Here is a 13,879-nt window from a genome sequence, read left to right as displayed (position 1 = left end):
AGAATTTGTGGAAACAAGGCCCGCGCCGGGGGCGGGCGACCCGGTCACCTTGGCCACGAGACGCTAACAAGGGGTGTAGCTAATGGGGTGATGGATGGGATGCTCGGGGCGTAGTCGCCCGCTGCCAGTTCGTTTTCGTCGGGGGACGAAAACGTGGGCTACGCACATCCCCACTAGCCACAACCCCCAACCGTTGGGCACAATTATGAAAAAAAATCAAAACCTTGAATACGAACAATATGAAAAAAACAGGTATCATTTTTTTGTTAATTCTTATATCCACAAACATATTCGCGAAAATAAATTTTTTGCAAAATGACTCATTATATGTCTGGGCAGAAAACGGTTTGAATCTTAGGGAAAAACCTGATTTAAATAGTAAAATAATAAGAACTATTAAATTCGGTGAATTGATATATGTTGATTCAATAGCTGATAGTAAAACCTTTGAAGTAGAATTTATAAAAAAAATTAAAGTCAATCATATCGATGATAACATCTTTAGTAAAGAAAGAGAAAATTATAGCTATTCAATAAACGGGCAAATGATAAAAGTAAGATATAAAGATACTGAAGGATATGTTTTTAGTGGTTTTATATCAAAATTAAAACCTGTAAAAGAATTTACATCTCTCATTAACCTTAAAGACTATTTTGAATTAGAGTATGGTTTACTAAAGAAAATTGAATCCAGAACAGATTTTAAATATTTTGGACAATTAATCTATAAAAATGGAGTAAATTGTTATATAAATAGCAGCCCAGGATCTTTTGATACAACTTTTATACTATTTAACATTTCATTTAATGAAGGTTTATTGCTTGTTTATAGTTTTATTGAAAGAACTAATAACATAATTGATAAGGCTACTAATAGTAGAGGTAAGTGGTATATAAATGCTATTAATGATGAACAAATTTCCTTTTCTGAAGAATATGGTATGTATAATGCTGGGATATCAAAAAATAATGATTTGATTTTTATATCAATAAGTGGCTCAAATTAATAACAGTGCCCAACAAGGGGTGCAGCCAATGCGGGCTAGTTAGGGAACTTCGAAACTTCATCGCCCGTTTGGGGCGATTTCGTCGTGCGACGAAATCGAAACTCGCGCTCCCGCACTCGCCACACCCCCAGCCGTTGGGCACAATTTTGACGAAAAATCCTGATTGAATTACACTAGACTTTCTTTGTAACAAGAAAAGAAAATTAAGCAAGCATTAAACTAAACGTTTAACTCAAAACCTAATTATGAAAAACCTAATTCCTTTCACATCCGTCCAAAATAAAATTTTGAATAAAAAAGGAGTTGGAGATTATCCAGTAAAGGATAATTTTACAATAACCACAATAACCAACTCCTATGGTAAAGTTATCACTTTTCTCTCAAATCACAAGCCTACTGCCACGCAGCATATTTTCAGCTATTGTAAAAAAATACGACAGCAACAAGTTTAACAAAGGCATTGACAGTTGGACCCATTTAATCAGTATGATATTCTGCCATTTGGGGCATGCAAATTCGGTACGAGATATTTCAAATGGCTTACGGAGCATAACGGGCAATATTGTTCATTTGGGCTGCACTAAAGCTCCATCTAAATCTTCAATCTCATATATTAATGAGCATCGGACCAGCGCAATATTTGAAGAGTTTTATTATGCCCTGGCCACTTACCTGCGGGCACAAGCAAAGTTTGCAAAACCGGCATTGCATCAAATTAAACGAAAAATATACCTTTTAGATGCCAGTATTATATCCCTTTCTTTGTCGTTATACGATTGGGCAAAATTCCGTACCCGAAAAGGTGCAGTAAAGCTACACCTCTTGCTTGATTATGATGGTTGCCTTCCTGCTTTTGCCGACCTTACCAATGGTAAAGTTGCCGATATTAAAGCAGCTCAAAGCATGCAATTGCCTTCGGATAGCATATTGGTTTTCGATATGGGCTATTATGATTTTGCATGGTGGAACAAATTGGACAGCATGGGAAATTGGTTCGTAACCCGGGCAAAAGACAATATGGATTTTGAAATCATTGGAGACTTTGATATATCAGACGAAAAGGATAAAAGCGTATTGCAGGATTGTAATATCAGGCTAAAAGGCACAAAATCACAAAAAGAATACCCGAAAATGCTTCGGATGGTAAGATATTGGGACGAAGTGAACAAAAACGAGCTGGTATTTATTACCAACAACCGTTCTTGGACAGCAACAACCGTTGCACGGATTTATAAGGAAAGATGGAACATTGAGGCTTTCTTTAAGGTCATAAAACAAAACCTGAAAATCAAATTATTTGTAGGCACATCGGAAAATGCCGTGCAGATACAAATATGGACGGCATTAATAACCATACTGCTGATGACGTTCTTAAAAACAAAAGCCAAATACCAATGGCACATGTCGAACCTGATAAACTTTATCCGTTTAAACCTTTTTGTGAAAATTGATTTATGGGAATGGATTAACCAACCATTTATTCGTCCAAAAAAGGAAGATGCAAAACAATTACTTTTATTTACAGGGTAGGTTTAGTTTTAAAAATTGAGAATATTGAACCTCAATGTATTGATAATCAGTTGTCGTATTTGTGATTTTAATTTATTTTGGACAGCTGTGAATTCCTTTAATTATTCTGATTACTTTAATATCGTGTAAAACCGAAGAGAAAACAGACTACATTGAATACAATAAAAAAATTGAGGAAGCAAACTACTTACTGTTCAAGGGGGATAGTCTTAAGGCGGAAAATTTAATTACCGAATTGACTTTCAAAACAAAAAGGCCTTATCTGAGAGATATTAAAAGCCTGGTAAAATTAAGACTACAACTTAGATTGTTTGAAGATATAGACGAACTGATTGAAAATAGTTTTAGATATGGAATGAGCAAGGAGTATCTTCTATGTGACACACTTATTTCAAATTACTATGATCCAATCTGGAATGAACGTTTCCCAAAATATCATAAAATCCGAAATCGATATATGAGCAAGATAGACACAGCCTATCGTAACACCATTATAAAACTCATTAACGAGGATCAGAAGTATCGTAGCCTCAGCAAGGAGCGCAGCAGGCAAATTGACAGCCTCAGAAAGTTAAACGATGCTAAAGTACTTGTAAAACTAAAGGAGCTTATAGATGAAAAGGGGTACTTTGGGTTTGCAAAAATTGGAGAAGACATCCTATGGGGTAATAATTGCGACAACTTTACTGATGTTTTTTTTAGGCATGTCGAGCCTGATTCCAACAGGTTGTATTTCTACCCAGTGCTTTTCGATGCTGTTGTCAGAGGAGACTTATACGCCTCGAGTTACGCAGGGATTGTAGATTACGACTGGATAAAAAGTGACACATTTACTTCACTATATGGAACTGTTGCTTTTTCGTTTAAAGGTGAACTGTTTAAATTTCCATTAAGAAACCCCCATCAAATTGATTCCTTACGATCATCTATTGGCCTAATTGATTGGGAAAGAAATCTGGAGATGTCAGGCAGTAATTACGATCCTACGCTAAAGCCGTGGGAATGGTAATTGTTGAAAACAGTTTTTTCATTTGGAATAATATAGGAATTTTCAAGTACATAAAAAAACAGTGCCCAACAAGGGGTGTACCCAATGTGGGGGATATCTAGATAAACCAACTGTTTCGCCCGCATTGGGCGTCCTTATCAGGGGATAAGGACGCTGACCCCGAATTCCCCCACTGGGCACACCCCCATCCGTTGTGCAAAATTGTAGAAAAACACTCACATAATCAGTCTGATAGAAAATTTAACAAAGAGATGTTTCCCTTTAGGGATATTTTATTGTATATTTGCAGAAAAAAGGAATGATAAAATTCAAAGTTATCTTTTTAGAAAATGCTAATGAATTTCTTGACAACCTAGATAAAAAGCCTCGTGGAAAAGTTCTTTTTAATATTTGGAAATCAAGAGAAGTTAATGACCCTGAATTATTTAAAAAACTCGTAAATGAAATTTGGGAGTTTAGAACAAAATATTCAGGAAAAGAAATTCGTCTTTTAGCATTTTGGGATAAGGAAGAATCTACGAATACTTTGGTGGTTGCAACTCACGGATTTATTAAAAAGCAACAGAAAACGCCAAAGAATGAGATTGAAAGGGCAGAACAATTAAGAAAAGATTACTTTAACTTTAAAAACAAGAAGAAATGAAAACATACACTTTAGAAGAACTCACTGACAAGCATATCGGAAAGCAAGGAACAAAAGAAAGAGAACAGTTCGAGTTCGAATTAAAATTAGATATCCTTGGTGAAATGATTAAGAAAGCAAGGAAAGAACAGCATTTGACCCAAGAACAACTTGGAGAATTAGTTGGTGTTCAAAAAGCACAGATATCTAAAATTGAAACGAATGCTAAAGACGTTAGATTTTCGACTATTATGCGAGTGTTTGAAGCATTGAAAGCCAAGGTGAAAATGTCAATAGAATTTAACCCTGACACAAATTTTGAAATCGCATAAGAAAAACAACTTTGCACAACAAGGGGTGTAACCAATTTGGGCTGAATGGGTTACGGAGTCGGGTCGGCACGCAGGGAACTTTTTAACGTGGGATAAATCCCAAGCCCCGCTCACCCAAACTGGTCACACCCCCGGCCGTTACCAGCAATTTTGACGAAAAAAATCGGGAAGACTTTAGCCCATCAGCGGACTGCTCCGCTTTGAATATGAATTGATTAATCAAACTATATCGGTTAGACTTGATTTCAGATTAGACCAAAAAGTTAGCGGGCGGACAGTCCTTCGATTGGCTATAAAAATATTTTGCCGACTCAAACGTCAAGATTTGATAGCAACGCCTGTTTGAAAAAAAGTTGGTTTTTAAATATGTTGCACCTTGAATTTAATCTCCGACTTGAATTTAAATTGTAACGTTTCGACAAAAGAAAATCACGGCTTGAATTTAATTGGTGATTAAAAATGGCTGATTTTAAAAAATTGCGCTTGGAATTATAGACTGAAAGGCTAACTTTAATTGTTGAAAAAAATGAAAGTGAATTTTGAATTTATCGACTTGAATTTTAATGCTTAGATTATGAAAATCAAACTATTCACTTTCGATTTGAACAAGTTAGCGCAATTTTCCCCTGGGACTGACGGGGCGAAGCTGTAAGTAGGCGGTAAGATTTTTGAGTTTTAAATTGGTCGTATTTATAAAACCAACACGTTGAATAAAATGACTTTTAAACATTAAATTTCAAATTTAACGGTTTGAAAATCATTGAAAATTAAATGGGCGTTGCTTGAAGATAAAAATTAAAAAATCGTTCAAAATATTTTCGGTGTCAAAACCGTTTTTGATTTGATTATCAAGATAATAAAATAAAAAACTGCTGGTAACAAGGGGTGTAACCAATTTGGGCTGAATGGGTTACGGAATCAGGTCGGCACGCAGGGAGCTTCTTAACGTGGGATAAAACCCAAGCCCCGCTCCCCCAAACTGGTCACACCCCCCGCCGTTAGCACCAAGCAATGAAGAGAAAATCGGGTAAGACAACTTTGCTGCATATAGACTGAAAAGACAAATGAAACCCCACCGCACAAAAAAGCAACACTGTGGCTGCCCATCCCTGCAACCGTCCCTTCGCAGCCACACACTTGCTTTTTTTGCCCACCGCACCCCTACGGTTTTCGGTAATTTCTAGAATAAACGAAAGAAAAGCCGTAATTTGGTGATTCAAAAAATTAAGAATGCTTTTGAATATTAGAATATGAGTTTATTTCAAAAATCGGTAGAAACTAAATACTTAAACGAACTTGATTCAGCGTTGATTGATAAAAAATTCGCTGAATTTAAGGCGTATTTTGGGAATGCTGAAATTCAAGAAAATATTAGAAATTCTAAGGAAGAACAATTTCAAGAGGGATTTTTAAGAGAACTTTTTGTAAAAATATTTGATTACACGCTGAATCCACAACCGAATTTTAATTTAACGACTGAATTAAAAAATGTAAGCAATAGCAGAAAAGCGGACGGGGCGATATTGAAAAATGATAATGCAATTGCTGTAATTGAATTAAAATCAACAGACACAACTGACTTAAAGACAGTTGAAACACAGGCTTTTGGATATAAAAATCACCATCCTAAATGCGTTTATATTATCACCTCAAATTTTGAAAAGTTAAGGTTTTACATTCATAACGCTGTAAATCATTTAGAATTTGACCTTTTCAAACTCACAAGGGAAGAATTTGCTCTACTTTGGATTTGTCTTGCAAAAGAGAATTTGCTCAATGATTTACCACTAAAAATCAAGGAAAGTTCATTAGCGCAAGAAGAAAATATAACTAAAAAACTCTACTCCGATTACTCAAAATTCCGTGAAGGCTTATACCAAAATCTTGTAAAGAATAACCCTGATATTGATAAACTCACATTATTCAAGAAAACTCAAAAACTCATTGACAGGTTTTTATTCATATTCTTTGCGGAAGACAAGCAACTTTTACCAGCCAACTCAATTATTCAAATCATCGAAAAATGGAAAGATGATTTGGATTTTGGCGATGTAAAACCGCTTTACTCAATTTTCAGAAAGTATTTTCACATTCTGAATGTAGGCAGACCCAAAAGCGAAAAACGGCAGGAGATTTACGCATACAACGGTGGACTTTTCTTAACCGATGAAGTTCTAGAAAATGTAATTATTGACGATAGCGTTTTAAAGGAACACACTTTAAAATTAAGCAATTACGACTTTGACACCGAAGTTGATGTTAATATACTAGGTCATATTTTTGAACATTCTCTTGGTGAAATTGAGAATGTACAGGCAGAAATAAAAGGAGAACAAGTTGATAATCAAAGGACAAAACGAAAAAAAGACGGAATTTTTTACACCCCAAAATACATTACCAAGTACATTGTTGAAAATACAGTTGGAAAACTTTGTGAAGAAAAAAGAAATGAACTTGGTATAATAGATGAAGAATATGCCAAGGGAAGAAAAAACAGAAGAAAGGAAACCATAAAGGAGCTTGATGAGAAATTGAAAAAATATCAGGAATGGTTGCTAACGCTAACCATTCTTGACCCAGCCTGTGGCTCGGGTGCTTTCTTAAATCAAGCCTTAGAATTTCTAATTGAAGAGCACAGAAAAATTGACGAGTTGCGAACGCAACTCTTTGGCGGTGGAATTATTTTCTCTGACATTTCAACAGATATACTAGAAAAGAATATTTACGGGGTTGATATTAATGAGGAATCTGTTGAAATAGCGAAACTTTCTCTTTGGTTAAGAACGGCAAGAAAGGGCAGGAAATTGAACACATTGAGCAACAATATAAAATGTGGCAACTCTTTGATTGACGACCCACAAATTGCAGGAGATAAAGCTTTTAATTGGCGTAATGAGTTTCCAGAAATATTTGCAAAAGGCGGGTTTGATGTTGTTATTGGAAATCCACCATATGGTGCAAATATTAGCAAGGCAGAAGTAATACATATATTATCCAATCATTCAAAATGTGGATTAAGTAATACTTTATCAGATACATACATTGCATTTTTCATTAAAACTCTAAGCGATTTACTTTCAATAAATGGTTTACTTGGATTTATAACTCCTAATACTTGGAGATTAGTGTTGAGTGGTAGTGAATTTAGAAATTACATTTTAAAAACCGATTTTCAACTTATAGAAATTATTCAACACCAAGAAAAAGTTTTTTCAGATGCCACAGTTGATTGTGATACAGTGATAATTAGAAAGCAAAGCTACAAAAACCATAGTGTCAAAATCCAAATAAACAACTACTTAGTAAATGTACTTATTCATTACTTACCACAAGATTTTCTTTCAGAACAAGAGTACATCAACTTATTTTTAACAAAGAAAAGTTATTTATTAAAAGAAAAATTGAAGCAAACTCTTTTACCGTTAACGACTTACTTGTAATCAAGAATGGTGTAAAACCTTATGAAAAAGGAAAAGGAACACCGCCACAAACAAGTGTAACGATGTCAACAAAGCCGTTTACTTCAGAATTCCAAGTAGATAGTAGTTTTCAGCCTCTAATTGGCGGTAGTTCATTTCACCGGTATAAATTACTTTGGAATAATGACTATTGGATTAAATATGGTGAATGGTTAGCTGCTCCAAGAGACAAAGAGATTTTCAATTCCCCTGAGAAACTTATTTTCAGACAAACAGGAGACAGCATAATTGGTACTTATGTTGATAATAGATTTATAATGAGAGACAACACTCATATTTTATTACCAAAAGATAGTTCTATTAACTTAAAATATGCCCTCTCTATTTTAAATTCAAAACTTTCAAATTTTTATTATTGGACAATAAATCCTGAAAAGGGTGAAGCTTTAGCTCAAGTAAAGTTATTCCACTTGGGAATGCTTCGCATTCCTAAAGTTAATTTTGAGAAGCAAAAATTATTTATTGAAAAGGTCAATCATATATTATCACTAAATGATTCTTTACAAAAAAACATTAACAAGTTTGTTAGCAGGCTAATATCTAATTTTGAAATTGCTGTAACAACAAATTTAAATAACTTTTATCGCTATGATTTTAAAACCTTTGTCTTAGAATTCAAGAAACAAAAAAAACAGTTAACTTTAAAAGAACAAGATGAATGGGAAGAATACTTTAATAACTACAAAACCGTTTGTCTGAATTTATCTGATGAAACTATATGTGTTGATAAAGAAATTGATTTAATGGTTTACAATTTGTTTGACATAAATAAAGAAGAGATTGATTTAATTGATAATATAATTCTTAAATGAAGTTTCACACCGTCCCTTCGCTGTCAGGCACTTTGGCAAAACGCACTAAGCCACGCTGCAAGCAAATTTTGCCAAATAGCCTTCCAGCCCTTCCCGCACAGGGTAAAATGGTACGGCTAGATTACGCAGCAAAGGTTATCGAACGAATGAAAAGACAACTAAATAACTAATTGCCAGGTGCTAACAAGGGGTGTAGCCAATGTGGGTTGACATTGGAACTTCGGAGCGGTTTCGCCCGCTCGGGCGTTTTCGTCGGGGGACGAAAACGTAACACGCTCTCCCACACTTGCCACACCCCCAGCCGTTGTAGCACATTTTGACGGTCCGAAACTGAATCGCAAAAAAGTCGTATATTTGAGAAAAATATAAGCAATGAAAACATTACGTTTTAGGACAAGAATCTCAAAATCAGGAACTATTCATCTGCCCAAGAACTCTTCGCTAGCAGACAAGGAAGTGGATGTAATTATTATGCCTAAAACAAGACGATTAAGAAAAACCTTGAAAGCTAAAGAATTTGTTGAAAAATGGGCAGGTTTTCTATATCCTCTTGAAAGTAATGATTCAAAATTTGACTACTTAATGGAAAAGTACAAATGAAAAGACTATTACTTGACACGAATATAATCCTTGACATAGCCTTAAAACGTGAACCTCACTTTGAACTTTCCTCGAAAATTTTTGAATTAATTGACAAAAACCGTATTATCGGCTATATAACTGCATCAACAGTTACAGACATATACTATATTTCAAGAAAAGAAAAAGGAAATGAAATTGCAATTGAATTCATTTCAAACTTAATAGAAATCGTTGATGTTATTGGTGTTGACAAAAGTATTATTGTGAAAGCGTTGAAATCTAACCTGAAAGACTTTGAAGATGCAGTTCAAGTTTCAGCAGCTGAATACAATGAAATTGAAATAATAGTTACTAGAAATAAATCCGACTTTTTGAATTCAGGTTTAGAAATTCTGACACCAAAAGAATTAGTTGATAATCAGAATTAAAAACGTGCTACAACAAGGGGTGCAGCCAATGCGGGTTGATTAGTGAACTTCGAAACTTCATCGCCCGTTTGGGGCGATTTCGTCGGTCGACGAAATCGAAACTCGCGCTCCCGCACTCGCCACACCCCCAGCCGTTACCGCCAATTTTAATTAAGACACTATTATGAGTAAGATGAAGAAACATAAAAACATAATTGAAATCTGCAAAGAGATTGACTTGATTGTTGAGAAAAAAGACAATAAGAAAGACTATAAAAAATTGTATTATGACTTATTAAACGTTCTCCAAGAAGAGATTGAATATTCAGAAATTGTTATTTTCTGTAATACTGTCTTGAAAATAGCGAAGACAAAGAACAGGATATTAAGGTATTTAGAAAAAGACTTTTGGAACTTTATTAATGAATTACCATTCAAGATATTGCTAATCCAAAGCAATGAAATTACAGAAAATGAGGAGATTGAACCTAATATTGAATATAATAATCATGGGAAGAAAATATTATCAAAAATTTTAGGACTATCAATTGAAATACTCGAATTACCAGATGATAATAGTAATGGTTCTGAACTTAGGAGAGCTAATGCATTAAAATTAATAGCGGACTTGAATAGCTATTATATCATACCAGACGTTAAGACCTTATTTTTGAACTCTATAAAAAGCAAGAATGCCGATGAACAATATAATGCATTGGAAGGGTTAGAACATTATTATGATATGACTGAAGACCAAATTGATGATGGATTAGTAAAAACTCTAAACAGTATTATCAAGGAAACAAATGAAAGAACTGTAGCATCAACCTGTTTACAGATACAGATTAATGCAGGAATAATCAACGAAATGACTGCAATCTGTGAAATCGATGATTGGAAAGATGAACATTATTAAAATTAAAAAACTGGCGGTAACATGGGGTGTAGCTAATGTGGGATGACACGGGGGTTTCGGGGCTTTTCCCCACGCTCGGTCGTTTTCGTCGGGGGACGAAAACGTAGCCCGCACCCCCACACTAGCCACACCCCCAACCGTTGTGTGTAAGCTTATAAGACCAGAAAATCAGACTGTTATTATGAATAGATTAATTAAAATATAATGAAAATAAGTCTTGATTATAGTGTTTCTCTTGAAAACATAAAGAGAATTCAAGAAATAAAAACCTATGAAGAAATTTATAATACTATTTCAAATACAATAATTCCATTAAAAATATTTACATTATTTAAGGGAAAGCATATTTATAGAGCACGAATTAACGAAAAGAAGCCTTTTAGATTTAAAAATCAAATCTCATACAGAACTGACATAGAAAAAATTAATGAATATGGGCGCGTAAATAAAATAAGACAGTCAATTTTTTATGCATCTCACAAACCCGAAACAACAATTTTTGAATGCAGTAAACTAATAAAAAACAAACAATTACTTGAAGGTATTGAAAAATTTACAGTAGGAAGATGGTTCGTAAAAAAAGACATAACTGTGTTAGGAATAATTTCTAATGAAGACTCTCAATCAGTAAATTCTGACTTAAGAAAATTATATGAAAGTTCAATTGTGAACTCAAAGATTGGAGAAAATGGTAATAAAATACTCAAGTTTTTTGCGGATGATTTTGCAAAGAATGTTGAAAACAACAATGAATATATGATTTCTTGTGCTTTATTTAATTTCATTGTTAAACACTATAAACTACAAAATATTTCTGGTGTTTTTTACCCGTCTGTTGGTTATGAACTTAAAGACTTGAATATTGCTCTTCTACCTGAAATTGTAGATGATTCTTTAATTCTTGATAATGTTGCTGAATATGTTTTTGACACAAAACAATTTGAAATGAGACAAATATCAATGGTGGATATTGTTGAATTTAAAAACAATAGGTTATAAAAAGCCTACACACAACAAGGGGTGTAGCCAATGCGGGCTGATTAAGAAACTTCGGAACTGCATCGCCCGTTTGGGGCGATTTCGTCGTGCGACGAAATCGAAACTCGCGCTCCCGCACTCGCCACACCCCCCGCCGTTATGCCACATTATGAAAAAAGACGACAGACAGTTATTTATGAGACTATTAACTATTTTATTGATATTAATTACACAGGTTGCTTTAGGACAAAAAACTATTACTTACGAATATTTGTATGAAGGATTTAAGGATTTTAATGGTGTTATTTCTATTAGTTTGTATTCCCAATTAAACGAGAAGAAAGAAGAACTTTATTTAATTTCACTACAACCGAAAGGAACTTTATCAGAGCCACCAATATATGATACATCTAGAAAAAAGTATTTAAGAACAGACATAGTTATTGATGAAATACAATCTAAAGAGATAGTTGAAATCCTTGACATAAGTAATTACTTGTCAAATTTTTATTTTTTTGAAAACGAATACTATATCAATGTTAAGAATCCAATTGAAAGAGAAAAATTTGAAAATGCACCACTTGTAATTGAACTATATGTATTTGAAAATGCTAGTTATCTTAGAACATTTATCCCAATTATTGAGAAAAAGAAGCAAAAAAGATACTTAATGATATTTCTCGACTTTTTAATAAACAAGAGAAAGTCATATTTAAAGAAATGATTAAACATTTTAAATAACTGTATATGAATATTGAAAGAGTAAAAAACTATAATCAAAAAATGCTTGCAATATTTAGCACTTTGATTGTGACTATCGCAAGCATTGGCTTAGTTGTTCTGATTTGGACAATAGTAAGTGAATTACTTCCTAGAAAAGTTCGAAAAACCGAAAATGTTTTGATGTCAGATGAGAGAGTTGAACAATTATCACAAGAAAATTTAAGACAACAAATAGTTTCATATGATTTCCCTCGTCTTATTGACACAACAAAACTAGTATATCTAATTCCTGTTACAATACGAACATTAGATGAACCAGAACCAACTGATTACGGGGTATTAGGTTTATTAGACACTTATGAATCTAGAGGCTCAAAGATTTCTAATAAGTATTCTTTTTATGGTACATTCATTAACCTAATTATTTATGACAATTTAAACAACAAGTCACACAAAATTGCCGACCAAAGATTGGTTGGAAATGAATATAACGTTGTTTATTTGACTGATGATATTCTAATAATTTTTAAAGGTGCTGAGAAAGATACTGATAAAGACGGAAAAATAACAATGAACGACTTGAAATCTCTTTTCATTTACTCGGTAAAAAACAAAGAACTTAAAACTGTAGCCAAAGAGAATACAACGGTTCTAAATTATGAAATGATTAAAGAGAAAAATGAGATTCTTATACTTTTTGGTATTGACAGAAATAAAGACAATAAATTCATAGAATATAAAGAACCAACCTGTGTAATGAATTACAATATTGTAACGGGAAAACTTTATGATGTAGTTGAAAATAGTTTAGAAACGGAAATACAAAGAATCTTAGATAAAAAATAACGTGGCATAACAAGGGGTGTAACCAATTTGGGCTGAATGGGTTACGGAAACGGTTCGGTACGCAGGGAGCTACTTAACGTGGGATAAATCCCAGCCCCGCACTCCCAAACTGGTCACACCCCCAGCCGTTATGGGCAAATGTTACTAACCATCAAACACATATATTATGGAATATTTTAAAACATTTATATTATGTTTATCGTTGCTTTTCTTTTCTTGTTCTAACTTGAAAAATGAAAATCAAAATGAAATTAAAACTCTTGATACTCAACAAATAGAAAAAAATCCGAAAGAAAAAAAAGATTTCAATAACAAAAAGGATTCTAAACCAACATATCTTGAAATTGAAGACCCTAAAGTATTAACTTATGAGGAAATATTTGAAAAAAATGAAAACATCCAAAAACAGTATATAAGCTCGTTACCTTTTGCATCTGATTCATTAGAATTAAAGGAAAGACTTAACAATAATTTTTTTAGGCACATAACAACGCAGTTTAAATATATGCTAAGTTCAGAACTTAGAATTTTAAGAAATTGTTTTAACCCTAAATAACCAAGCATTTTTTTTACAATTTTATTATTTATTTTTACCAACGGACAAACGACCGATGGTGACTGTTATACCGAAGGTTC

At 33.6% G+C, this 13,879-nt stretch carries 14 protein-coding genes; all 14 read left to right on the top strand.

Annotated features, from left to right (window positions below; all coding sequences use genetic code 11):
- Positions 1–239 precede the first annotated feature (239 nt).
- Positions 240–1,007: an SH3 domain-containing protein gene (locus G8O23_RS16225; protein WP_166366777.1), complete on the top strand. Its 768-nt coding sequence runs from the start codon at positions 240–242 to the stop codon at positions 1,005–1,007.
- A gap of 357 nt (positions 1,008–1,364) precedes the next feature.
- Complete coding sequence (locus G8O23_RS16220; protein ID WP_166366775.1) at positions 1,365–2,537, top strand: IS4 family transposase; 1,173 nt, start codon at positions 1,365–1,367, stop codon at positions 2,535–2,537.
- A gap of 457 nt (positions 2,538–2,994) precedes the next feature.
- Positions 2,995–3,546 carry a hypothetical protein gene (locus G8O23_RS16215; RefSeq protein ID WP_166366773.1) on the top strand — a complete coding sequence of 184 codons (552 nt, stop codon included), beginning with the start codon at positions 2,995–2,997 and terminating at the stop codon, positions 3,544–3,546.
- Positions 3,547–3,844: 298 nt separating this feature from the next.
- The gene (locus G8O23_RS16210) at positions 3,845–4,189 is read left to right on the top strand and encodes a type II toxin-antitoxin system RelE/ParE family toxin (protein ID WP_166366771.1); all 345 of its coding nucleotides are present in this window, start codon (positions 3,845–3,847) and stop codon (positions 4,187–4,189) included.
- The gene (locus G8O23_RS16205; protein ID WP_166366769.1) at positions 4,186–4,500 is read left to right on the top strand and encodes a helix-turn-helix domain-containing protein; all 315 of its coding nucleotides are present in this window, start codon (positions 4,186–4,188) and stop codon (positions 4,498–4,500) included. Before G8O23_RS16210 ends, G8O23_RS16205 begins: the two co-directional genes overlap by 4 nt.
- A 1,250-nt stretch (positions 4,501–5,750) precedes the next feature.
- Positions 5,751–7,940: an Eco57I restriction-modification methylase domain-containing protein gene (locus G8O23_RS16200; RefSeq protein WP_166366767.1), complete on the top strand. Its 2,190-nt coding sequence runs from the start codon at positions 5,751–5,753 to the stop codon at positions 7,938–7,940.
- Between the two features lie 62 nt (positions 7,941–8,002).
- A complete protein-coding gene (locus tag G8O23_RS16195) occupies positions 8,003–8,791 on the top strand; it encodes a TaqI-like C-terminal specificity domain-containing protein (RefSeq protein WP_166366765.1) in 789 nt (262 codons plus the stop codon).
- 372 nt (positions 8,792–9,163) lie between these two features.
- Complete coding sequence (locus tag G8O23_RS16190; protein ID WP_166366763.1) at positions 9,164–9,391, top strand: hypothetical protein; 228 nt, start codon at positions 9,164–9,166, stop codon at positions 9,389–9,391.
- Complete coding sequence (locus G8O23_RS16185; protein WP_166366761.1) at positions 9,388–9,801, top strand: PIN domain-containing protein; 414 nt, start codon at positions 9,388–9,390, stop codon at positions 9,799–9,801. The genes G8O23_RS16190 and G8O23_RS16185 overlap by 4 nt, the downstream gene beginning before the upstream one ends.
- Positions 9,802–9,973: 172 nt before the next feature.
- On the top strand, positions 9,974–10,696 hold the full coding sequence (locus tag G8O23_RS16180) for a hypothetical protein (protein ID WP_166366759.1): 723 nt from the start codon (positions 9,974–9,976) through the stop codon (positions 10,694–10,696).
- A gap of 204 nt (positions 10,697–10,900) precedes the next feature.
- A complete protein-coding gene (locus G8O23_RS16175; RefSeq protein ID WP_166366757.1) occupies positions 10,901–11,695 on the top strand; it encodes a hypothetical protein in 795 nt (264 codons plus the stop codon).
- Between the two features lie 148 nt (positions 11,696–11,843).
- Entirely contained in the window at positions 11,844–12,398 is a 555-nt protein-coding gene (locus tag G8O23_RS16170) for a hypothetical protein (RefSeq protein WP_166366755.1), read from the top strand.
- Between the two features lie 23 nt (positions 12,399–12,421).
- Positions 12,422–13,243 (top strand): sugar porter family MFS transporter, encoded by an 822-nt coding sequence (locus G8O23_RS16165; protein ID WP_166366753.1) that lies wholly within the window; start codon positions 12,422–12,424, stop codon positions 13,241–13,243.
- 166 nt (positions 13,244–13,409) lie between these two features.
- Positions 13,410–13,799 carry a hypothetical protein gene (locus tag G8O23_RS16160; protein WP_166366751.1) on the top strand — a complete coding sequence of 130 codons (390 nt, stop codon included), beginning with the start codon at positions 13,410–13,412 and terminating at the stop codon, positions 13,797–13,799.
- The last annotated feature ends 80 nt before the right edge of the window (positions 13,800–13,879 follow it).

The sequence above is a fragment of the Perlabentimonas gracilis genome (assembly GCF_011174675.1).
In the GTDB taxonomy this organism is placed as follows: domain Bacteria; phylum Bacteroidota; class Bacteroidia; order Bacteroidales; family Tenuifilaceae; genus Perlabentimonas; species Perlabentimonas gracilis.
This window is presented reverse-complemented; position numbering and strand designations above follow the sequence as displayed.